Below are 20565 nucleotides of genomic sequence, written 5' to 3'. Positions count from 1 at the left end.
CGAGCGCGGCAACGCTCGCACAACTTGTATTAAGACGTATTAAGTCATAAAAAGCGCACGCTGGCAAGAAAGACACCTTCGGGTATCGGCGCTGGGGAAGTTGGTGCAGGAAGGTTCGTCGGCGGCGCGTGACGGAGTTTCCTGCCGAGGGTTGATGGACCATTGGTCCTCGTCATGGCCGTAGGGGCTAGGCGCACCGCACCGCAGACCTCCCTGTGGGTGCGTTTCACGCTGCGCTCGACACACCCGACCCATGCGGGATAAGGACATTTCCCTTCCCGGGGGCGTAGATGGCACCATCCCTCTCTTCCCTCCGGGAGAGAGGGATGGGGGGAAGGGGCTGAGGAGAAGGCTGAGCAAGCCCTGCGGATTAAGCCCGAAGCCCGATCCGCACCAATGGCAAGGACGGGTAATTTACTCTCCGATGATCTTCACCAACACTCGTTTGCGGCGCCGTCCGTCGAACTCGCCGTAGAAGATCTGCTCCCAGGTACCCAGGTCGAGCTTGCCGCCGCTGACCGCCACTACCACCTCCCGCCCCATGATCTGGCGCTTGAGGTGGGCGTCGGCGTTGTCCTCGCCGGTATCGTTGTGGCGCCACTGGCTCACCGGTTCCTGGGGCGCGAGGCCCTCCAGCCAGCGGGTGAAATCGGCGTGCAGGCCTGCCTCGTCATCGTTGATGAACACCGACGAGGTAATGTGCATGGAATTGATCAGGCACAACCCTTCCTGGATGCCGCTTTCCTGCAGCGCCTGGGCGATCTGGGGCGTGATATTGATGAAGGCCGTCCGCGTCCGGGTGTTGAACCATAGTTCCTTGCGATGGGATTTCATGGGGCCGATTCCGTAGGTTTAAGGCAAACCGCCGCCCCGCGTGAGGGGGCGGGCCAAAACATTCGATCATCTTCTCTAGCGTTGCACAAGGGACTCCCGGGAGCGCTCACAAACCCCGGCGGAGGCGAACTCGGCGGGTATGCCGGACCGTCTGGTTCGGGGCGGGCGGCGCAAGTTTGGCCCGGCGGGCGTCGGCATCCGGGCCCAGAGACACACTGCCCTTTCGCGGCTCAACTATCGCAACACTGGGGGAAATTCTGGCGGTGGCCTGCGAATTCGCCTGGGCCCTGCTCGGGCCGCAAGACGCGGAATAAGACGGTATTCCCCTAGTGGAACCGACCCAGCGCCGTCGGTCACGGCTCGCCTCCGCAGCTGATCAGGCCGCCCAGCCCTAGGAGCGAGTTGGTTTCATCGCCTACGCTGCACAAGCGCGGCCGGGCGGGAGGGACATGGTGGCGGTGCACTAGGTCCATTGCATCGGCGAAGGGGTTCGTCTAAGCGCCCGGGTCGTGGAGGTTCAGCCCCGTGGACTGGGCAGAGTGGATCCTTGTCGCATGGCACGGGGCAACAGCCTGACGTCGACGCAGGAAGCCGGAAGGCCGCGTGACAGCTTTTTCGTCCGCAGGGGCTGGCAAGTTTCGATGTCGCCCTTACATCCCGAGGGCTTGCCGCAGCTCCCGAGCCGTAAGGGCCCGGGCGAAGACGGGCGTACCGACGTCGAACTGACTGGCACGGGCGAGGGGTCCCACCACCACCGGTTCGAAGCCGGCGTCCTCCACCAGGCGCGCGGCGATCTCGAGCGCTTGCGGGTCGTCACCGGCTAGAGGCACGGCGACGCGCTCGCCCGGCCGGTGGGCTTCGCTGCGCAGGGCGTGATGGGGAATGGTGCTGAAGGCTCGCACTAACCGCACGCCCGGCAGCCATTGCGCGGAAGCGACGCCCGTGCCCTTCCTGCGCGCTTCGTGCGCCATGGCGCCGTCCCGGTGGGGAAAAGGGTTTCCGGTTTCCAGGACCACCTTACCCTGGAGCTGGGTAGCGTAATCCCGTCCCACTTGGGGCAGTGCTCCGTAGGGCACGGAGATCAGTACCACTTCGCCGAAAGCAGCCGCCTCCGCCGGCGTGCCGACGCGCGTTTTTGGACCGAGGCGCTCAGCAAGGGCCTCGAGCTGCTCAGGATGGCGCGAGGAGATGACAAGCTCATGGCCCGCTTTGGCCCACAGCTCCGCCAGGGTGCCACCGATGCGGCCGGTACCGATGATGCCGATCTTGAGCTTGCCCCCTTGCGCCCAGGCGCCCCGTGCCGTAAAGGCGAGCAGGGCCGGCGCCAGGATGGCAATGCCGGTCAGGAGCAGCAGGCGGCGTCTCGGTAGCATGGCGTCGGTTGCGCTCGTGGGATTTACTCCCTGGCGAATGGCTTTGCGCGGGTGTGCAAACAGCACCTAAGCGTGGTCAGGGAAAAGATGATGGAAGCAACGCCGCCCCGAAGGCAAGGGGTCTTCGTTGGCCCCCTGGCTGGCAACGCCGTCTTGGGCCCTCTGAAGGGTTCCTTGGGGCCGTGGCAAGGTGGCACAATAGGGTTTGTCCGGGAACCTTCCGCGCTAAAGTCCGCGCGAAGGCGACTTTGCCGCACCGGCTGTGGATGTCATGCGGTGTTTTTGGCTGGCGTGACGCACCCTGCGCGCGATGGAGACGGGTCCCAATCCCTATGCCGGGGGCGAGGGAGGATGCGCGAAGTGAATCGCGGTGGGAACCGCGTCGCTCGCTCGGAACCGTGTTGAGCCCTCTGGGGTTACTTTTGTCCATGAAGAACACGATCTGGTGGTTGGCTCTGCTCGCGACGCTGGCCGTCCTCATCGGGCTCTTTTATCCCTGGAAGCAGGAGGAGGCGCCCCAGGTCCAGCCGCCGAGCCGCGCGCAGCCGCCGGCGCCCGAGGCCACGACGGAGCCGCCCATCCGCCATCCCATCGAACGCGCGCAGCCCGAGCAAGAGCAGAACGCGCCGCTGCCGCCCCTTAAGGAGAGTGATGGCGCGTTGCGGGAATCCTTGGCCAGCCTGTTCGGAGCGAAACCGCTCGCGGAGCTTTTTCTTCTTACGGACATCATGCGGCGTATCGTCGCCACGGTGGATAACCTGCCGCGCAGCCGAGTGGCCTCGCGGCTGCTACCAGTCAAACCTCCCGCTGGGCAATTCTTGGCGACCTACCAGGGCGAGCGGTTGGCGATCGGCGCGCAAAATCATCAACGCTACGCGCCCTATGTGCGGCTTGCGGAGGCGGTGGATGCCAGAAAGCTCGTGGCGGCATACATCCGCTTTTATCCCTTGTTCCAGCAAGCGTACGAGGACCTGGGCTATCCGGGCAAATATTTCAACGACCGCCTGATGGAAGTCATCGATCACTTGCTGGCCACACCCGAGCCCCAAGAACCTATTGTCCTGGTGCAGCCCCACGTGCTCTACCAGTTTGCTGACCCCAAGCTGGAGGCGCTGTCGGCCGGTCAGAAAATCCTCCTGCGCATGGGTCGCGACAACGCCCGTATCGTCAAAGCGAAGCTGCAGGAGATCCGGCAGCAATTGGCCAGCGAGGAGCCACTTCGCTGAAAAACCGCTTACAGAATGAACCAGGGCGAGTGCGGCTGCGCTCCGGCAGCGCCGTCTGTGTAATGCGGCTCGCACGGGTGGAAAAGTCGATCAGCGGCGCAGCCACGCCGGGAGGATCTTCAGCCTTCTATACCCACTGGCCATGGCGGTGGTACGGGCGGGTCTGCCGTAGGCTTTTCAAGCGGATTCCCGGCCGCGCCCGGTCGCCGCGTCGGCGTGCGCCAAGGCGCTGAAGAGTCGAAAATAAGCGCAGTGCCATCGAGTCGAACCCTGAAGATGTTGGAGCAAGCGTCTGGCAATCCATTCCGAGGCAAATCGGTAATCGTGACCGGCGGCTCCCGGGGCATCGGCTTAGCAACGGCCCGCGCATTTCTCGCGGCCGGGGCGCGGGTGGCCCTTTGCGCCCGGGATCCAGCCCGGCTGAAGAACGCCGAAGGCGAGCTCGCGGGAGGAGAGCGGCTGCTCGCCCGCGTCGCGGATGTCTCTGACCCAGCCCAGGTGCGGGCCTTCGTCCAGGAAGCCTCCCATGCCTTCGGCGCACTCGACGTGCTCGTCAACAATGCCGGCGTGCTCTCGGTGGGCCCCTTCGCGCGCGAGCCCTTCGAGCGCATGGGAGCCGTGATCGACGTCAATCTCAAGGGCGTCATGTACGTGACCCGGGCGCTGCTGCCCGCCATGCTCGAGCGGGGCGAGGGAGTGATCGTGAACGTCTCTTCCGGCGCGGGGCTCACGGGCTTTGCGCAGATCGTGAGCTATTGCGCCTCCAAGTTTGGCGTGGTGGGATTCAGCGCCGCGCTGGATGAGGAGGTGCGTTCGGCCGGCGTGCGGGTCTATGCCCTATGCCCCGGACGGGTCGCCACCGACATGCAGATCCAGTATTCGGGCGCCAGGGTGGGCATGCCGGCGGAGCGGGTGGCGCGGCGCATTCTGGCGCTGGCGGCCTCGAAGCCGAGGCGATGCGTGGTGACGCTCGAATAGGCGGAAGAAGGCGAGACGCCCCGCCTCAGTCGATCCACAAGGGTCCCCGCTGCCGGGCTAGCCGCCAGGGCGCGCCAGCGCGCTCGCGGCACTGGCCGAAGACGAAGGAAGGCGCCCGATCGGGCAAGGTAAAGCGTAAGTCCACGAACCAGACGCACCGGGCTTCGCCGTCCCCGTCGATCCGATAGAGGACAGGAAAGCGGGCGAAAGCGCGGAAATCCCGGAACGCGTCCTGTCCCCAGGCTTCCCGGGCGAGGGCTTTTTCCTGAGCGTCCGAGCCAAAGCGCGGGTGCATGCGCCACCGGGGCGCCGGCGAGTATGCCGAAGACATGAACGCGAAATGTCCCATCCCGGGCATGCGCTCCACCAGGCTCGGCCCGGGCAGCAGGTCCACCAGGGCTTCGTGATAGGTCTCACCGTGGCTCACGATCACCTTCCAATGGAAGGGGGAAAAGGGCTGAGGCAGGGGATGAGGCGTGGCGCCGACAAGCCCCAGGGTCTGAGCGTACCGCGCGCCGATGTCCGCCGCCCGCTGATGGAGCGCCACCAGCAATGCCACATAACCGGCCAGGGCGAACAGGCCGAGGAGCGCCGCGGCCCGGCCTCGGGACGGCAGCAGCCACGCGGCGACGAGCCCTGCTGCGATGATCCCGGTGAAGTACGGGTCGATCACGTAGGCAAGGGAAAGGGCCGCGCGCCAGTCGGCGAGCGGGGCGAAGAGCTGGGTGCCATAGGCAGTGATCACATCCCCCGCGATGTGCATGGCGATCCCCAGGGTCGCTGGCCCGTAGAAGGCATGCCAGCGCTTGCCGCAGAGCCTGCCCAAGACGAAGGCCAGGACGAGCGCCCACATGGGCGCGAGCAGTAACGAGTGGGTGATCCCCTGGTGTGCTTTGCCCAGGTACCACAGAGTATCGACAGCGCGCAGCGCAATGTCGCAGTCCGGAAACGCGCCGGCGATGAACCCCGCTGCCACGCGCTGGCGCAGGCTCGGCGCGCCAGGGCGAGGCTGGGCGGGCGCGGTGGCGCGGGAGAGTAGCGCTGCGCTCAGCGCGTGGGTCAAGGTGTCCACCCGTCGTCCCGGGGCAGATAATCCGTGGAAGGGCTCCCTTTCCCGCAAAGGGGGAGGGGGAATCGGCTGGTCGGATCTTCGGCAGCGCGCTACGCGGTGGGCTCAGCCCGCGCGGTCTCGCCCCCGACTTCCTGGGAGGGCGCCGCGCGGGCGAACATCCAGGGAGGCAGCCGTTCGGCCGCCGTGAGCAGCCGATCCAGGAAGCGGCGGGTGGAGACCGAGTTCGCCGAGTCGTCGTACAGCCAGTAGAAGAAAGTGGTGAGGTAGATGCTCGTTGTCACCGTCTCCTCCAGCGCTCGGCTGAGGAAAGCCGCCTCGCGTCGGGCCCCTTCCCGGATCCACTGGACGGTGCGGCTCACCCGCAGCAACCCCCGCACTTGGACGTGCACGTGGCCGGGTTCCAGCTTGCCGTAGATGATCTGCCGGGTCACCCGGCGATGGGACGCCAGGGCCGCGAGCCAGGCCATGATCAGCCGGTGCAGGCGTTCCCGCGGGGCAAGCGCCTGGATCTCGGGCTGGGCTGCGGTCCGCAGCATGGCAGCGTCCGCCCGGTCGAACCAAGCCTCCGCGACGTCTTCCTTTTCGCGAAAGTGCTGTCGCACGTCATCCAGGGTAATGCCCAGCGCGGCGGCCACTTCGAACAGGCGAACGCGCTCCCACGCGCTTTCCTCCGCCAGAGCGAGGGCGGTGTCGACGATACGCTCCCGCAGATCGGACGGGTTTTCCATTTCTGCGCCTCCAGCGTTACCAGACGAGAGATACGGTTTTTTTAGGATACGCTTCTCCCGCCAGCGGGGATAAAGGAAAAAAAATGGCGCGGCTCGTGGGCGTGGACGGCTGTCCCAAGGGATGGGTGGCGGCAAGCCTGGGCGAAGGTCAGGCGGTGCTCGGCGTGTGCGTACACCGCCACGTGGCCGAGGTGCTTGCCGCGTATCCAGAGGCCGTGGCCATCGCCGTCGATATTCCCCTAGGCCTCAGCGAATCGGGCGACCGTGCTTGCGATCGGCAGGCCCGGGCGCTCCTCGGGCGACCCCGGGCATCAAGCGTGTTCCCCGCCCCGATCCGACCCGTGCTTTCTGCCCCGACGCGGGAGCAGGCCTCCCGTCTTCAGCGCGCCGTGGACGGGCGCGGCGTGGGGGCCCAGGCCTTTGCCCTCGTGGCCCGGGTGCGGGAGTGGGACACCGTGCTACGCCAGCATCCGTCGGCCGCGCAACGGGTGTTCGAAGCCCATCCGGAAGTGAGCTTCTGGGCGCTCAACGGGCAACGGGCCCTCGCCGCGTCCAAGCGGACACCCGCCGGGCAGGCGGTGCGGTGCCGGCTGCTGGCCCATGCCTTCGGGCACCAGGTGGTCGAGACGGCCCTTGCCGCCGCGGCCCTCGGGGCGCAGCCCGACGATGTACTCGATGCGATGGCCTGCCTGTGGACCGCACGGCGTATCGCCCAAGGCATGGCCCGATCGGTGCCCGCGCCGCCAGAGCAGGACGGGACAGGGCTCACTATGGCCATCTGGTACTAGAAACCGCTTCGGAGTTGCGTGTCCACTGGCCTGCCCTTTTCTCCTCCTATTCGGAGTGCTGGCGCTGCGTTTCGTGTGCCTCACGATCTTTGCCCAAGCGGGGCGGCCCGGGTTGAGGCACGAGGGACATTCCTGTACGATTATTCACGCGTTGGCTGTGCGATAAGCACTCTCATAAGAGCCCCTACCAGTAGAGCCTCAGGGTTGACTGGTGGGGGCTCTGTGTTTTTGAACCCGCGGCAAAGGGAGGCGTGCCCATGGCCCGAAGCTTGTCCCCTGAAGAAGCCACGACGATGATCATCCGTCGCCGACTGCAACAAATCGAAGAGCGCAAGAATTCCCGGCGGGGAAAGGAGACGGAGAAGCAGGCGCGGCGCGTCCCCGCCTCCCAGACCTCCCGCTCCGGGCGTTGAGCCGCGCATCTTTCCGCTTTCGCGCCGCCTCGTGCGTGCGTTCGGCAGCCTTTTGACCGAAGGAGATTTCCCCATGGCGAAGGAGGAATTGTTGGAAGTGCAGGGCGTGGTGAGCGAAGTGCTGCCCAACACCCAGTTCCGGGTCACCCTGGACAATGGGGTCGATGTGGTGGCCTATGCGTCGGGCAAAATGCGCAAGTTTCGCATCCGCATCACTCGGGGCGATCGGGTCACGGTGGAGATGTCGCCCTACGATCTGACCAAGGCCCGCATTAACTTCCGCCATCGGGAGGCTGGCGGGTCCGCTCGCCCGCCGGTTTAACCCAGCCCCAAGCCGCTTTTCCTCCTTGCGCTGCTGGGGTGTCAACAGCGTATCCTGACCCGCCCCTGTCTCGGTACACTTACCGGCGCCGCGCCCGCCAGCTTCGGTGGGCAGGGAGCGCCCATGAGCAAGCTTTGCCACCTCAGCCACGCCGACCAGATCTTGATCGAGATGGCGGCGCTCACCGTTATCTTCGGATTGACTATTGCGAGCTTCGGCATCGGAATGGCCCGCCCCGTTTCCACGCCCGTGGCGCCTCCCGCCGCCTCCTCGTCGCCGGTGCCGAGAGCGGATCCCCCTCCGGCCGGCCATGCCTGCGAAGAGCGGGCTGGCGACGTGGGGCAGCTCACCGCTTGCCTTCAGGCCGCCCTAGGGCAGGAGCAGGCCGCCCTCCAGAGCACCTACGCCCGCTTGAGCCGCCTCGTGCCGAAGGCAGGACAGGCGCTGGAGCGCTCCCAAAAGACCTGGTCCGATTACGTGCGCGCCGACTGCGAGCTGCAGGCGACGCCCTTCGCCGCCGCGCAAGTGCAGCGCGCCATGCATCTCAATTGCGAATATGTGCGAACCGCGGCCCGGGTCCGGGCGCTGGAGGCGCTCGCCGCGGAGCTGGCCCAGCCCTCCGCTGAGAGCCGCGCGCCCGGACGGGAGTCGCGCCGTTAGGAAATTCTTAGTGTTTGGTGAGGCAAGATTTAGGATCCCATCCCCGCGGGTGCTCCTATCCTTGCACCTCTGGGAGCGCCGCGCCGCGGTGCCGCATCGGTCCAGGCATAGGAGGCGGGCATGGATGGAAAATGGCTCGGACGGGCGCTGCTCGCGTTGTCCACGGCCGTGGGGATGAGCGGGAGTGCCGCAGGCGAGACCGCGGCCGCAAAGCGGGACCTGGAACGGGGAGCTATCTGGTGGTCGTAGGAAGCTGCAACGACTGCCACACGCCCCACTCCCCAGAAACGGCCGGCCAGGTGCCGAAAAGCGAGTGGCTGGCAGCCCAGTGAGATTTCAGGGACCGTGGGGCACCCCCCTATCTTGCCAACCTGAGGCTCGCGGTCCAGGCCATGTTGGAAAAGGAATGGATGACCCGCGCCCGCAGCCCCATGCGTCCTCCCTTGCTCTGGTTTACCCTGCGAGATATGAGCGATGCCGATCTGCGGGCCCTATATCGGTACATCCGCAGCCTAGGGCCCAAAGGAGGGCCGGCGCCGGCTTACGTTGCGCTCGGCCAAGCGGCGATGGCGCCCTACTTTAAGCTGATCCTGCCGGAGGGCACGGCGCCCCAGGCGAAGGCTTCCCCGCCCATCCCCGGGCATCAGCACGAAAGGATGGCCCCTGCTCGAGCGGGAGTCTGGCGTGGTCTGCTTGGATTTCAGGGAAGCGGCCACTCTTGACCCCGCTCGTCGATCAGTACCGCTTCCTGACGGTGCGGTTGCTCGCGCCTCGCACGGATTTCGATTCCCTTGGGTTCCGGAGGCGGCTGGGCTTGCGCTCTTGCTTGGGCCTCCTCCTCCCGGCGCAGGCGCTCGATGGCGGCGAGATAGTCCCGTTTCGCCTCTGGGGTGAGGTGGCCGAGGGCCTCGTTGAGCCGCATTTCCGAAAGCAGGGATTCGATACGGGGCGACAAGGGCACCGAACGGATCGCCGTGCCGAAGCTGCCGGGAGGCTGCCGCACTGCTTGGGCGAAGCGCTCTGCTCCCGCCACCCGCTGGGCGATGCGCAGGTGCCCGTGACGCATGGCCCACGCGAACGCATCCTCGCCCCGCTCGTTGACCGCGCGAGGATCGGCGCCGTGCTCGAGCAGCATCCGAGCAAGCCCCTCGTGCCCTTCTCGGGCGGCCATCATCAGCACGGTAGAGCCATTGGGGGCGCGGGCGTTCACGTCTGCGCCCCGCTCGATGAGGAGTCTCGCCACGGCCTCGTGACCGGCGAACACCGCGTAATGGAGGGCCGACCATTCGCGCCCGTCCCGATTGACCCGGGCGCCCCGATCCAGCAGCCACCGCACGGCCTCCAGCCGGCCTTTCCAAGCGGCATGCATGAGGGCCTGCTCGCCGAACCGGTTGGTCTTGTGGATGTCGGCGCCCCGGGAGAGGAACAGAGCCATCATGGGAATGTTGCCCTCCCAGGCAGCGATCATAAGCCCGGTGCCGATGCGATCTGCCATGAAATCCGGCGGGAGCCCCCCGTCCAGCCAGGCGGAAGCGGAGGCAAGATCGCCCATTTCAATGGCGACACCGAATCGCACTGGGTCGGGCAGCTCCGCTGTCGCGGCGGGCCCGCTGGCGAGCAGGGCGGCGAGCGCCGCGGCGGCGAGCCAGTGACTCGGGCGCTCAGGCAGCATCATCCGGGGCTTGCCATCCCACAGGAAAGGTCTCCATAGTTGAGAAATGATGCCCGATTGTCAAAAGAAAGGGGTAGGGCACGTGCCGCGAATCACTCGGGATCCCCGTGGACTGGACTGGCTGGGGAGACGCTGATGGCTCGCCCATGGACGAGCTTCGGTTGGGCGCTCGGGGCCTCCGCCGCCCTCCATGCCCTAGTGCTGGCGCGCTTTGACCCGGCCCCAGTGGGTACCGTAAAGGAGCCCCTGGCACGGCCTCCGATGCTCACGGCCTGGCTCGAACCCTTGCCTTCTCCCCAGACACTTCCCCAGACCGATGTCCGGTCCCAAGCGCCGCACGACCCGCTGGAGCCGCCGGGGAGGAAGCCGCCCCGCAAGATCCCGTCCCAGCCTCGTGCTCCTGAGCCCTCACCGGAAAAAGGGTCGATACAGGCGCAATGGTTGCCGACGGCGCAACTGGGCGAAACGCTGGAGCGGCTGTCGGAGGTGCTGCTCTATCCGCCGGAGGCCTTGCGGCGGGGATTGGAAGGGGAGGTGGTGCTCCTGGTGGAGCTCGGGGAAGGCGGGCGCATCGTGGGCGCTTCGGTCGCCAGCACCTCGGGCCATCCCCTGCTGGACGAGGCGGCGCTCAAGGCCGTGGGTCGGCTCGATGCCTTGAATCCTGCCTCGGCGGGCAAGGCCATTCTCCTCCCGGTGCGGTTTAAAATTTTATGATCCACGATGCGCTACCACGCTCTGCCGGACAGCGACCTCATCGTCTCCGAGCTCGCCCTCGGCACCATGACCTGGGGTGAGCAGAACACGGAAGCCGAAGCCCACCTGCAGCTCGATCTTGCCTTTGATCACGGGGTCAACTTCATCGATACGGCGGAAATGTATCCCGTCCCGCCGGGCCCCCGTACCCAAGGGCGCAGTGAAGCGTACCTGGGCACCTGGCTCGCCCGGATGCCCCGGGACCGGGTCATCGTCGCCACCAAGGTGGCGGGGCCCGGCCGGCGGGAGTGGGTCCGTGGCGGACGCACCCAGCTCACCCGGGCCAACATCTTCGAGGCGGCCCACACGAGCTTGCGGCGGCTGCGCACCGACTATATCGACCTGTACCAGATCCATTGGCCGGAACGAAACGTGCCACTTTTCGGCAACGCCCGGTTCGACCCGACCAAGGAAAGACAGGCAACCCCGATGCTGGAGCAGATCGAGGCCATGGACGCCCTGGTGCGGGCGGGCAAGATCCGCTATTGGGGGCTTTCCAACGAAACCGCCTGGGGAGTGTGCGAGTTCAGTCACCTGGCCCGTCACCATGGCCTCGCCCGTCCCATTGCCATCCAGAACTGCTACAACCTGGTCTGTCGCACCTTCGAAGGAGATCTCGCGGAAGCCTGTTTCCGGGAGCGAATGGCCTTGCTCGCCTATAGCCCCCTCGCCATGGGGATGCTCACTGGCAAATACGCCTGGGGCGCGAGGCCGCCCCAGGCGCGCCTCACCCTCTTTCCCGACTTCGGCGAGCGCTACCGCCGGCCGGGCGTAGTGGCCGCGGCAGAGGAATACGCGGCGCTCGCGAAGCGGGCGGGCATCCGTCCGGCCCACCTAGCCATTGCTTTCGTGCGCAGCCGCTGGTTCACCGCGTCCACGATTATCGGTGCCACCACCCTCGAGCAGCTCAAAGAAAACCTGGCCGCCGCGGAAGTGAGGCTGGACGAGGATCTGCTGGCGGAAATCGACTTCATCCACAGCCGCTACACCAGCCCGGCGGCGGGCCTCTGAGCCGCGGGCCACGTCTGCTGGATCCTTGTGTGACGCCTGCGCAGGGTGGGCCGTTGCGTCGTACTGCAACGGCGCAAGGCCCGATCGGTTCATTCATGGGACATGGGTAGAGCGGGCGCGGGGTTGACCGAGCCCGGCGTGCAAGACACAGCGCCACTAACCCCACTAACCCCAGGGGCACCCTGCGCCAGGCCGAAAGCAAACGCACTGCCGCCACCGCGGACGCCGTGGAGATGGCTGCCATGACCGCCAAGTTGAGGACCTCGAGCGCGAGCTCCTTGCCTGGAAACCCATCCTGGGCGCTGACCCTCGCGTCCGGACAGAGAGCAACAGGGGCGCCATCAGGAGAAGGACCACCAGGGCGGCGAGCGCTGATCAGAGATGGGTCTGCTCCTCCAGCCAGCGCAGCACCAGAGGCGATCCGACCCCGGCACCGGAGAGCAGGGCGATCTGCCAGAACCGCTGGGAGGGGACCTCAGGTTCACCATGACGACGAGGGCGATGAGCAGGTCTAGCGTGTTTGGCCCATCGCGTTGCCACCGCGCTGCAAGGCGTCCCCCTCCGCCGGATGCCCGGTCCGCGGGGATGACCCTACGCCCTGGGCAGGAAGGACGGAGAGGGCGGGTGCGGCTGCAGCCGCCTTGTCAGGCGCGAGGCGAACAAGCCATCATGCGCAGCTGCCGGCCGCCTAGACCAAGCAAACCGCGCTGCCTGAGTCCTGGAACCGGCTTCTTTTCGATAACCCTGGCATCTTCCCATGGCCACCCGCTACCCGACGTTGCTTCGGACCGGTGCTCGCCTCCATGGCCGCCACGCCGAGCTGCAAGCCCTGTTCGAGCAGGCCCGCACCCTTTGCCCGGAGGGGTTCCCTTTCGATGAGACCCGCAGCCTCGATCCGGTGCGCGCCGGCTTGACCCTGGGCTTCGTGGAGGGGCTGCGGGCCGAGCTGCGAGAGGCGCTAGGGCTGCCGACGGAGGCGTTCAGTCTGGAGCGCTTCACCGTGCAGGGGGCGGGCCCGGTCAGCCTCCACGACGACGCGCGCAACTATCCCGACGTCTACTTCGTGATCGTGGTGGCCCACTCCGGGCGGCTCGGGATCGTGGACGGGAAAAGCCGAGCGGTACGGCATGCGGCCGGCGAGATTCTGTTGCTCGATCCGCGCAAGAAGCACGCCCTGGTGCCGGAAGGGTTGACCGCGGCCGAGTGGCCCTGCGCCCGTACTGCAGGCTTCGCCCGCGATCCCGAGGATCAGTTCTTGTTCCTGGACTTCGAGGTGCCGCGCCGCTTGCTGCGGGAGCGATTCCGCGCCGGCTGACCCTGTAGAATGTGATGTCTTCCGAGCGCCCGATGGACACGCTGCTGCGCCACGAAATCCTCGCTACCCTGGTCATCCTAGCCGGGGTCTTGCTGGCGAACTTTGCCATTTCCTGGATCCTGCGCAGCCGTGTCCAGATGTCCCGGGAGACGAAGCTGCGCACCTCAGTCTTCTGGCGCAACGCCTCCTTCCTGCTCGCCGTGGTGGCGCTCATCTTCGTCTGGGGATCCGAGCTGCGCGCCGCCGCTTTGTCCCTGGTGGCCCTGGGCGTGGCGGTGGTGCTCGCCACCAAGGAGCTCCTCGTCTCGGTGCTTGGCTATGTCTACCGCACTACCTCGGGGGCGTTTCGTTTCGGCGACATCATCGAGATCCACGACGTGAAAGGCGAAGTGGTGGATCAAACCCTGCTCTCCACCACGGTGCTGGAAGTGGGTCAGCAGCACCAATTGACCGGGCGGCTGATACAGTTTCCCAACGCCTATTACCTCACCCATCCCCTCAAGAACCTCTCCCGGATCGGGCGCTACCAGATCGGGCTGCTCACCGTTCCTGTGGGGGCCGGCGAGGACGTGGAGGCGTTGAAGAGTGCGCTAGAGCAGGCGGCGCGGGAGGTGTGTAGCGCTTTCGTCGCGCCGGCGGAGGCTGCCATCCGGGAGATGGAGGGGGAGCGCTTCATCATGATGCCTTCGGCCGAGCCTCGGGTGGCGGTGGCCCTGCCCGACGTGGACAAGATCCACCTCATCCTGCGCTATCCCTATCCCGCGGACCGGCGTATGGCCACCGAGCAGCAAATCATCGCCCGCTACCTGGCCTCGGTCCACGGGCGGCGCCGGCCCTCGGGGACAGGCAGTGGGGCCGGCGAGGCGGTCCGCCTCGCCCCGCCGGGCTGATTCAGGCCTGGGCCCGTTCCCTTACCGGGCCCGCCGGCTCGATGCGCCCCACCGGGGCGCCTTCGGGCGTGGGCTGGGCGCCCTGCCGGGCGGTGCGGCCAGCCCGGGCAGAAATGGTCGCAGTAAGCAGCGCCGCCCCATAGGGCACGGCCTGAGCAGCCAGGATCGCGGCCCAGAGAGAGGCCTCCCGCTCGCCGCCCAGGCCCCAGAGGGTCAACCCCGCCCCCAGGCTCAAGGCGACGAGCATCAGCAGCTCCTCCCGCACCACGCCCAGGATGGCGGCGAAGCGCCCGCGGTTGTGGAAGCTTTTCGCCGTGCGCACGAATACCCCTCGCTTCTGGATGAGGCCCTGAAAGACACCCCGGGCGATGGCGTGGGACAGGGCCATGCTGGCGAGGGATGCGCCCAGGATGTCGCGCCAGCCGCAGTCCACCCGCGCCACATACAGCACCGGACCGAACAGAGCCTTGGCGGCGAAAAAGGCGAGCACCGGGATGAGGAAAAGGTCTAGGGGCAGGGTGAAGTGCTTAGGTGCCGCCAACATGCCGATGGTCCAGAGGAGGGAGGTCAGGGCAAAGGCGAAGTGCAGGGCGTCGGCGAACCAGGAAAACCATCCGGTTAGGAAGTGGTAGCGCTGGCCGGCGCTCAAAGGGCTCTTGCCGGTCAAGGCGGACCAATGGCCCTTGAGGATCTGCATGGCGCCGAAGGCCCAGCGTAGCCGCTGCGCCTTGAACGCCTTGAAGTCGGCCGGCGTCAGGCCCCGGCCCAGCACCCGGTCCACGTAGCGGGTCTCGTAGCCCGCCCGCATGAGGCGCAGGCCCAGCTCCGCGTCCTCGCAGATGCACCACTCGGCCCAGCCGCCCACCCGCTCTAGGGCGCTGCGGCGGATCAAGGTCATGGTGCCGTGCTGGATGATGGCGTTGCGCTCGTTGCGATGGTGCATGCCCACGCGGAAGAAGCCCTCGAACTCCCAGTTGCACATGCGCTGGAAAAAGTTAGACTCGAAGTCCCGGTGGGCTTGGGGCGCCTGCACCACGGCCACTTGGGGCTCCAGGAAGTGGCCAATCAGCGCTGAGAGCCAGGTGCGGCTCACCGCATAGTCTGCATCCACTACCCCTACTACCTCGGCCCGGGGATCGGTCTGCTGCAAGGCGAAATTGAGCGCCCCGGCCTTGAACCCCGGCCATTGGGGCAGGTGAAAGAAGCGAAAGCGGGGTCCGGCCTTTTCGCACCAGGCGGCCACCGGCTTCCACAAGGCCTCGTCCCGGGTGTTGTTGTCGATCACCAACACCTCGAAGTTCTGGTAATCCAAGTGGGCCAGGCTGTTGAGGGTCAAGATCACCATCTCCGGCGGCTCGTTGCAGCAGGCGAGGTGGATGGAGACGAAGGGCTGCGCCTGTTCGGGGGCAAGCTCCCGGGGGCCGAAACTGCGCTGCCAGCGCTCGCGCCACAGCGCCTCGGTGAACTCGAAGCCGTTGGCCAGGAGGATGGCCGCCATGGCGAGAAAGGCGGGCGCCAGCAGCGCCAGCATGGCCCAGTCGAGGGGTTTCAGGTAGAACTCGAAAGGCATGGCGACCAGCCACACCAGGAGGGCCGCCGCGGCCTGGATCAGCCCAGCGAAGAACAGCCGCCCCGACAGACGGAAGCGCCGGAAAGCGGCGGCGAACCAGAGCATGAAGGGAAAGGCGAGGAGGGAGGCGGCGAGGGCTTTCTCGGGCCAGTGGGCATCCTCGGTTATCGGGCCTCTCAAGGGAAACTTGGGGGTGCGATCGGCGTGGAAGAGGCCCCAGTAGGCTCCCGCCCGTCCTTCTTCGGCCCCCTTCCAAGGCTGGTCAAAGGCCTCCATCAAGTAGTATTCCAGCGGAAGATCCCGAGCCCGGGCGAGAAAGGCCCGCACGAACTGAGCCTGGTGGGCGGTGGAGGCGAGGGCCTGGCGGACCCGGTCCCCGTGGCTAGGCCAACCCACTTCGCCGATGACGATGGGCTTATTGGGGAACTTGCGCCGCAACTCTTCCAGCCGCAGAAAGACGAACTCCACCGCCGCTTCCACGGGCACCCCTTCCCAGTAGGGCAGCAGGTGCACGGTGATGAAGTCCACGTGCCGGGCGAGCTCTGGGTATTTGAGCCAGACGTGCCAGGGCTCAGCAGTGGAGACGGGAATTTTTAGCCTGCGCTTGGCCGCCTTGAGGTAGCCCACCAGCTCCTTCACACCGAGGTCGCCCCGCAACAGGGTCTCGTTGCCGATGATGGCCCGGTCCAGATGGCGGTGAATCCTCGCCGCGGAGACGAGGGCGTTGATCTCCCGCAGGTTGCGCTCTCGGTCCCGGCTCAGCCAGGCGCCGGCGGTGACCTTAAGCCCTGCTTCCCGGGCGAGCCGGGGCAGCATCGGGTTTTCCGTCGCGGTATAGATGCGGATGCGCTCGGTGTGGCGGGCGAGCAACCGCAGATCGGCAGCCACCTCGGCCTCCGAGGGATAACGGTTCTCCAGGGGGCTCTGATGGCGCTGGAAGGCGCTGTAGGCCATCCCCCGGACGCGGCCGTCGAATTCCGCGGGCGCGACGAGAGGCCGGTTGAAATAGGCCCACAGCCCGTAGTTGAGGGACGCGATTAGCAGGGCGATGAGGATGGCCGGGACGAGCGTGCGCACCGGCTTTCGGGGGGACAAGATCAAGGCGTCGTTTTTCACATTCACCCTTTGGCAAACAAGAGGCCCGGCATCTCTGCCGGGCCCTCCGAATGGTTCTTGTGCGTGACCCGCCACCACGGCGGATCGGCTCCTCGCTGCGTCGCGAGCGCCCTCGTAGCTAGCAGGGTTCATGCCTGCATGCCATAGGCCTATTATGCCACGCGCACTTACGGCCCTTCTCGTCATGGGACCACGGAATCGTCGTCGCCAGGGGACAACAGTACGGCTCGTCATGGCGAACGCATGTCGCCTCGGGACGACAGCCCGGAGGAATCGTAAAACGCGAGGCGGCGCGAATTTTATCGGATTTTTCGCCCGGCGCATCGATCGGTGGGGGCGGACTGGGGCTTTCTTCCAGCCAGGCGCATGCCCTATGCTGGAGCCCCAGCGGCACAGACAGGGCACCGAAGCCGGGCGCGGGCATCGATTGCATGGGGAAAGCTTTATTCGCGTGGGGCGCCATCGTCGTGGTGGGGCTGCTCGCCGCCGCCGCCCGCTATGGACTGGTGGAGCCTGCCGCCATCGCCCATGTGTGCGACGGCGGGCCGGGACCCTGGTGGTGCGCCGTGCGCCGGGCCGTCATCGCCACCTTTTCCGGCTACGGTCTGGGGTATGGGGCGCTCGTGGCCGGGGCGCTGGCGGTCGTGCTCCCGCGGCCGGGGATCGCCTGGACCGCCGCGGCGCTCGGGCTCGCTGGGTTGATCCTGTACTGCTTTGAGGCTGGGGCGGTGGGGTTTCTACTGGGCGTTCTGGTGCTCGCTCGGACGACGGGCGCGGGCCCCACGCCGGGCGACGGCATGGGGGGCGAGCACCGCCGCCGCCAGAGCCAGGCTGAGGCCTCCCCAAAGGAGCGCACTCCCGTTGGCGAGCCCTTCCCTCGCCACGATGAGGGGGGCGGAGGCGGCGAGCCAGGTCGCCAGCAGCGCTTCTTCCCGCTCCGCCGGGGGCCAGAAGCGCCAATCCTCGAGGCCGGCAGCCAGGGCATGGAGCAGAAAGCCCAGGGCAGGCGGCCCGAACAGGGCCAGGGGAAAGTCCCGGTAGCGGGGATCGAAGACGAGGAGGAGCGCCACCCCCGAGGCGGCGAAGAGCCAAACGAAGCGCAGAAGCCCCAGGCCGTCGCCCGCCAGCGTCGGCGAGCGCAGGAGGGGGAGGAGAGAAGCGGGCGGCGCGATCGGTTCCCGGCGGCCCGCCCACCGGGCGAGCCCGTAGGCCAGGGTGAGGACGGTGACCAGTGCTAAAGCCGTGAGGCTGACGATCAAGGCCCATTCCAACGGGTCCCGATGGGTCGCGACCAGGTGTCGGAGCGGGGCTGCCAGGACCGCACCGCTCGCAAAGCCCGCCAGGGCGAGAATCGGCAGTCCCCGTCCCCCCGGCCGCGGATGGCCGAACCAGGCGAGGAGGGAGAAAGCCAGGGCGAAGCCTCCAGCGGCCCAGAAACCGAGGCGCCAGTGGGGATCCTCTGCCACTGGGCCTTGTAGGGAAAACTTGGGCCGCAGCGCCCCGTCGTACAGGCCCCAATGGGCTCCCACCGTCCCCTCGAGCCGCTGCTTCCAGGGCTGGTCGAAGGCCTCGATCAGGTTGTAGCCCACTCCCGAACGGTGGGCGAAGGAGAGGAACTCCCGGACGAAGCGGGCTTGGTTGACTCGGCTGGGAACCGCCTCCTGGCGCTGGCGCCCCCCGCTGGGCCAGCCCGTTTCCCCGATGAAGATTTCCCGTCCGGGAAAGGCGGCCCGCACTTGGTCATAGACCCACTGTACGTGGGGAACGGCTCGCTCGATGCCCACGGGGTCGTCTTCCCAGTAGGGCAGGATGTGGATGGTGACGAAGGATACGGTCTGGGCCAGGGAGGGGTGCCGGAGCCAGAACTCCCACACGTCGGCGTAGGTGACGGGAAGGGGCGTGGCGGCCCGCATCCGCTCGAGGTAGGCGCGCAAGACTTCCTCGGGCAGTTCCCGGCGCAGCAGTACCTCGTTGCCTACGATCACGGCCCGCACCGTGGCGGGATGGGCGTTGGCGGTGCGCAGCCCCAGGGCCAGCTCCCGCTCGTTTTCCTCCCGATCGCGCCCGAGCCATACGCCCAACAGCACCTGCATGCCCAGCGTCTCGGCCACGGCGGGCACCTGCGCGAGCCCTTGACTGACCGAGTACGTGCGCACGCACCGGAATCGGGTAGACAGGAAGGTCAAGTCCGCTTCGACGCGAGCGCGGGAGACCCGGGCATTCGGGTCGAAGGGGCTTTCCCCCGGGAGGCGAAAGGGCGTATAGGAGACGCAGTCAAAGGGCGGAGCCGGCCCGTCGGGCAGGGGCACGGGCCGGCCCTGCGTCCAGATCTGGTGTCCGGCGGCGGCGCAGGCAAGACCCAGCACGGCCAAAACGAGGCCGTGCGGCAGCCGCAGGACCTCCATCCGACGCGGCGAGTCCGTCCTCAGGCTCGGAGAAACGGCCCGTGGCGCAGGCCTCGGCGACGGCGGTGGAGAAGGCGGCGTCGGGTGTTTTGGCTCGCGTCTTTGCAGTTTTCGATCATAGAGCTGTTCTCCCAGTTGATTCATCCGGCTCGGGCGCGGTTGCGCGCCAGGATGCAGTCGGTATTGGATACATAAAGCAGATGAGCGATTTTGCGCACGAAGTGATCCTCGTAGGGGTCCAGTTGGCCGTCGGCGTAGGCGATGCGCCACAGGGCTTCGATGAAGGCCACCCGCTCGGCAGGGCCCCAACGGCGCTTGAGGAGGGAGAGCGGCCCGTAGTAGGAAGCGAACCGCCGCGACCGGTCCCCCGCCTCCGCCAGCAGACCGTCGATGGTCTGGGGCTCCAAGGCGAAGAGGGGGGCCAAGACCTTCGCCGCCACGGCCCGCTCCTCCGGCTGCGCCTGTAGGTCCACCCGCATCAGCTCGGCCGCGAACCCGGCCACGGTCGCAGCCAACTCCCGCTGCTGGGCCGCCCCGCCGCCCGAGAGGGCGGGAGCGTCCTGGCCGGCTTGCATCCAGCGCCTGAAGGCCGTCAGCATGGAACTCTCCTCCGCGTCCGGTGCCCGGCCGGGTGGCTCCGCCGCCGGGACGCCTGCGCTTCGCCCGCGCCCGTCACGGCATCAAGCCCTCCACCCGCAGGGTTTCCTTCACTGCCGGCCGCTCCGCCACCCGGGCCATGTATCCCCGGAGCGCCGGCCACCTCGCCATGTCTACCTGGAGGACATCAGCCCCATGGAGGATGGTGAAGAGGTAGGCGTCTGCCACCGTATAGCGGTCGCCCATCAAGTATGCCCGGGTGCCCATTTGCCCTTCCAGGAAATCGCAGCGCCGGCTGAACAAGGCGAGCTGGTTTTCCCGCCATTCCGGGGTGATCTTGGGGTGAAAGAGGGCGCCCAGTGGCTTGTGCATTTCCGTGGCGATGAAGTTGAGCCACTCCATGAGGCGGTAGCGCTCCCGAGTGCCCAATGGGGGGGCCAAGTGGGTCTGCGGCTTGAGATCCGCCAGGTACTGGAGGATCACCGCCGACTCGGTGAGGAGCTCCCCGTCGTCCAGCACCAAGGCGGGCACGTAGCCCTTCGGGTTGATCCGGCGATAGTCCTCCCCCGCGGCGGTTTTTCCGGCGGCCAGGTCCACCTTCTCCAGCTCGAAGGAAAAGCCCGCTTCCCGCAAGATCATGTGGGGGGCCATGGAGCTGGCTCCTGGGCTGTAATACAGTTTCATCGCGCTCTCCGATACGTGGGAGAATCAGCGAAGATGATATCGAAAGGGCCGCTGGGCAGCCTATCCCTTCCCTGCCAGAAGCAACGGTTCGACCCTAGGCACTGGGCAGCGTGGGGCCCTCTAAGTGTGCAGCTCCACCACGTCCCCATCCTCCAGGC

At 67.1% G+C, this 20565-nt stretch carries 20 protein-coding genes; 11 read left to right on the top strand and 9 right to left on the bottom strand.

Annotated features, from left to right (window positions below):
* Positions 1–414: 414 nt before the first annotated feature.
* Together V7Q81_RS05350 and V7Q81_RS05345 are read right to left on the bottom strand one after the other, a co-directional pair.
* Positions 415–834 carry a secondary thiamine-phosphate synthase enzyme YjbQ gene (locus tag V7Q81_RS05350; protein WP_333840897.1) on the bottom strand — a complete coding sequence of 140 codons (420 nt, stop codon included), beginning with the start codon at positions 832–834 and terminating at the stop codon, positions 415–417.
* Positions 835–1484: 650 nt separating this feature from the next.
* A complete protein-coding gene (locus V7Q81_RS05345) occupies positions 1485–2207 on the bottom strand; it encodes an NADPH-dependent F420 reductase (RefSeq protein ID WP_333840896.1) in 723 nt (240 codons plus the stop codon).
* Positions 2208–2635: 428 nt separating this feature from the next.
* On the opposite strand from V7Q81_RS05345, the gene V7Q81_RS05340 reads away from it, so the two are divergent.
* Positions 2636–3433, top strand: coding sequence for a DUF3014 domain-containing protein (locus V7Q81_RS05340; RefSeq protein WP_333840895.1), 798 nt, complete (start codon positions 2636–2638; stop codon positions 3431–3433).
* A 276-nt stretch (positions 3434–3709) separates the two neighbouring features.
* Complete coding sequence (locus V7Q81_RS05335) at positions 3710–4411, top strand: SDR family oxidoreductase (protein ID WP_333840894.1); 702 nt, start codon at positions 3710–3712, stop codon at positions 4409–4411.
* A gap of 25 nt (positions 4412–4436) precedes the next feature.
* Here V7Q81_RS05335 and V7Q81_RS05330 read toward each other — a convergent pair whose 3' ends face one another.
* A complete protein-coding gene (locus tag V7Q81_RS05330; RefSeq protein ID WP_333840893.1) occupies positions 4437–5483 on the bottom strand; it encodes a metal-dependent hydrolase in 1047 nt (348 codons plus the stop codon).
* 89 nt (positions 5484–5572) lie between these two features.
* Positions 5573–6211 carry a TetR/AcrR family transcriptional regulator gene (locus V7Q81_RS05325; protein WP_333840892.1) on the bottom strand — a complete coding sequence of 213 codons (639 nt, stop codon included), beginning with the start codon at positions 6209–6211 and terminating at the stop codon, positions 5573–5575.
* Positions 6212–6294: 83 nt separating this feature from the next.
* Here V7Q81_RS05325 and V7Q81_RS05320 point away from each other — a divergent pair, with 83 nt between their 5' ends.
* The 5 genes from V7Q81_RS05320 (at position 6295) to V7Q81_RS05300 (ending at position 8643) form a co-directional block, all read left to right on the top strand.
* Positions 6295–6999, top strand: a complete 705-nt coding sequence (locus tag V7Q81_RS05320) for a DUF429 domain-containing protein (RefSeq protein ID WP_333840891.1) — start codon at positions 6295–6297, stop codon at positions 6997–6999.
* Between the two features lie 257 nt (positions 7000–7256).
* Positions 7257–7412: a hypothetical protein gene (locus V7Q81_RS05315; RefSeq protein WP_333840890.1), complete on the top strand. Its 156-nt coding sequence runs from the start codon at positions 7257–7259 to the stop codon at positions 7410–7412.
* A 73-nt stretch (positions 7413–7485) separates the two neighbouring features.
* Positions 7486–7734, top strand: coding sequence for a translation initiation factor IF-1 (gene infA / locus V7Q81_RS05310; RefSeq protein ID WP_333840889.1), 249 nt, complete (start codon positions 7486–7488; stop codon positions 7732–7734).
* Between the two features lie 123 nt (positions 7735–7857).
* Positions 7858–8394 (top strand): lysozyme inhibitor LprI family protein, encoded by a 537-nt coding sequence (locus V7Q81_RS05305; RefSeq protein ID WP_333840888.1) that lies wholly within the window; start codon positions 7858–7860, stop codon positions 8392–8394.
* A 120-nt stretch (positions 8395–8514) separates the two neighbouring features.
* Entirely contained in the window at positions 8515–8643 is a 129-nt protein-coding gene (locus V7Q81_RS05300) for a hypothetical protein (RefSeq protein ID WP_333840887.1), read from the top strand.
* 451 nt (positions 8644–9094) lie between these two features.
* Here the strand turns inward: V7Q81_RS05300 and V7Q81_RS05295 are convergent, their stop codons facing one another.
* On the bottom strand, positions 9095–10069 hold the full coding sequence (locus tag V7Q81_RS05295; RefSeq protein ID WP_333840886.1) for an ankyrin repeat domain-containing protein: 975 nt from the start codon (positions 10067–10069) through the stop codon (positions 9095–9097).
* A 132-nt stretch (positions 10070–10201) separates the two neighbouring features.
* Between V7Q81_RS05295 and V7Q81_RS05290 the strand changes: the two genes are divergently transcribed.
* From V7Q81_RS05290 to V7Q81_RS05275, 4 genes are all read left to right on the top strand, one after another.
* Positions 10202–10780: an energy transducer TonB gene (locus tag V7Q81_RS05290; protein ID WP_333840885.1), complete on the top strand. Its 579-nt coding sequence runs from the start codon at positions 10202–10204 to the stop codon at positions 10778–10780.
* 6 nt (positions 10781–10786) lie between these two features.
* Positions 10787–11830: an aldo/keto reductase gene (locus V7Q81_RS05285; RefSeq protein ID WP_333840884.1), complete on the top strand. Its 1044-nt coding sequence runs from the start codon at positions 10787–10789 to the stop codon at positions 11828–11830.
* A 757-nt stretch (positions 11831–12587) separates the two neighbouring features.
* Positions 12588–13145 carry a hypothetical protein gene (locus V7Q81_RS05280; protein ID WP_333840883.1) on the top strand — a complete coding sequence of 186 codons (558 nt, stop codon included), beginning with the start codon at positions 12588–12590 and terminating at the stop codon, positions 13143–13145.
* Between the two features lie 32 nt (positions 13146–13177).
* Positions 13178–14035: a mechanosensitive ion channel family protein gene (locus V7Q81_RS05275; RefSeq protein ID WP_333840882.1), complete on the top strand. Its 858-nt coding sequence runs from the start codon at positions 13178–13180 to the stop codon at positions 14033–14035.
* Between the two features lies 1 nt (position 14036).
* Here the strand turns inward: V7Q81_RS05275 and V7Q81_RS05270 are convergent, their stop codons facing one another.
* The 4 genes from V7Q81_RS05270 to gstA form a co-directional block, all read right to left on the bottom strand.
* Positions 14037–16700: a glycosyltransferase family 2 protein gene (locus tag V7Q81_RS05270; RefSeq protein WP_333840881.1), complete on the bottom strand. Its 2664-nt coding sequence runs from the start codon at positions 16698–16700 to the stop codon at positions 14037–14039.
* 758 nt (positions 16701–17458) lie between these two features.
* The gene (locus V7Q81_RS05265) at positions 17459–19126 is read right to left on the bottom strand and encodes a glycoside hydrolase family 17 protein (RefSeq protein WP_333840880.1); all 1668 of its coding nucleotides are present in this window, start codon (positions 19124–19126) and stop codon (positions 17459–17461) included.
* 140 nt (positions 19127–19266) lie between these two features.
* Positions 19267–19725, bottom strand: a complete 459-nt coding sequence (locus tag V7Q81_RS05260) for a tellurite resistance TerB family protein (protein WP_333840879.1) — start codon at positions 19723–19725, stop codon at positions 19267–19269.
* Positions 19726–19798: 73 nt separating this feature from the next.
* Positions 19799–20407: a glutathione transferase GstA gene (gene gstA, locus V7Q81_RS05255; RefSeq protein WP_333840878.1), complete on the bottom strand. Its 609-nt coding sequence runs from the start codon at positions 20405–20407 to the stop codon at positions 19799–19801.
* Between the last annotated feature and the right edge of the window lie 158 nt (positions 20408–20565).

The sequence above is a fragment of the Pelomicrobium sp. genome (assembly GCF_036803785.1).
In the GTDB taxonomy this organism is placed as follows: domain Bacteria; phylum Pseudomonadota; class Gammaproteobacteria; order Burkholderiales; family UBA6910; genus Pelomicrobium.
This window is presented reverse-complemented; position numbering and strand designations above follow the sequence as displayed.